At 22.2% G+C, this 1,038-nt stretch carries 1 protein-coding gene; it reads right to left on the bottom strand.

Annotation, left to right across the window (positions count from 1 at the left end):
- Nucleotides 1–710: 710 nt before the first annotated feature.
- Nucleotides 711–1,038 (bottom strand): methyl-accepting chemotaxis protein (locus CQA76_RS08900; RefSeq protein WP_232364930.1); only part of this gene is annotated, 328 nt, incomplete at its 5' end.

Here is a 1,038-nt window from a genome sequence, read left to right as displayed (position 1 = left end):
TATTGGATAATTATCATTGAATAAATCTTTGATAATTATCTTTACTTTTTTATATTATTACTTGATTATTATCTTTACTTGTATGATTAGATTGTTTTTTATACTCTCTTAATTATATGATTGTTTTTTGTATGTGATTGTCTTTTTAATATAATTATATTTTCTTTTGTGATTGTATCAATATAATTATTTTTTAAATTATCTTTATTTAATACAATCAATCATATTTTTAATACAAGTTTATCTTTCTTTTTATAAGATTATCTTTTTTATATAATGATCCTAACAATTAAAAATAATAAAAATTGATTATTTTAGATTGATTATTCTAAATTTTTTAGTTGTTTGTAAGTTTTACTGATAAGCAAACTAATAATTAATTTAATGGATTAAATCACTAAAAGAGATTAATACTTTTTATAGTATTGATAATTAAATTAGCATATTTATTGAAGTTATAGTCATTGCTATAAACTTTGATTGAACTAATAAGTTAAATGTGATTAAACAATAAAGTATTTGAAAGTATGATGAAATTATATTTATTTTTTTACTTATTAAGCTTGTAATTTTGATATTTAACTTTATTAATCAATTAAAAAATAATGTTACCACGAATTCATATATTTTCCTTGATAAAAATATATAAAATGATAACATAAGATCAATAACTAGCTTTCTTAAGCTAGTTATTGAGTGATTAAAGATTCTTAAAACTTTTTCTTCTTAACATCTTCTAAGATATTATTAGCTATATCACTAACTGTATTAGAAATGATAGCTGATTCATTAGCAATTTCTACATTGTCTTTAGTGGTTTGATCAATAGTAGCTACACTCTCATTGATTTGAGTAATACCTGCAGTTTGTTCTTTAATAGATTCTGCCATATCATTGATAGATTGAACGAGTAAGTTTGTATTAGCTTCTATTTCACTCAATGATTTTTGAGTTCTTTCTGCTAGTTTTCTAACTTCATCAGCCACAACAGCAAATCCTCGTCCATGTTCTCCTGCACGTGCCGCTTCTATAGCAGCA

This window comes from Campylobacter aviculae (genome assembly GCF_005406215.1).
Lineage (GTDB): Bacteria > Campylobacterota > Campylobacteria > Campylobacterales > Campylobacteraceae > Campylobacter_D > Campylobacter_D aviculae.
This window is presented reverse-complemented; position numbering and strand designations above follow the sequence as displayed.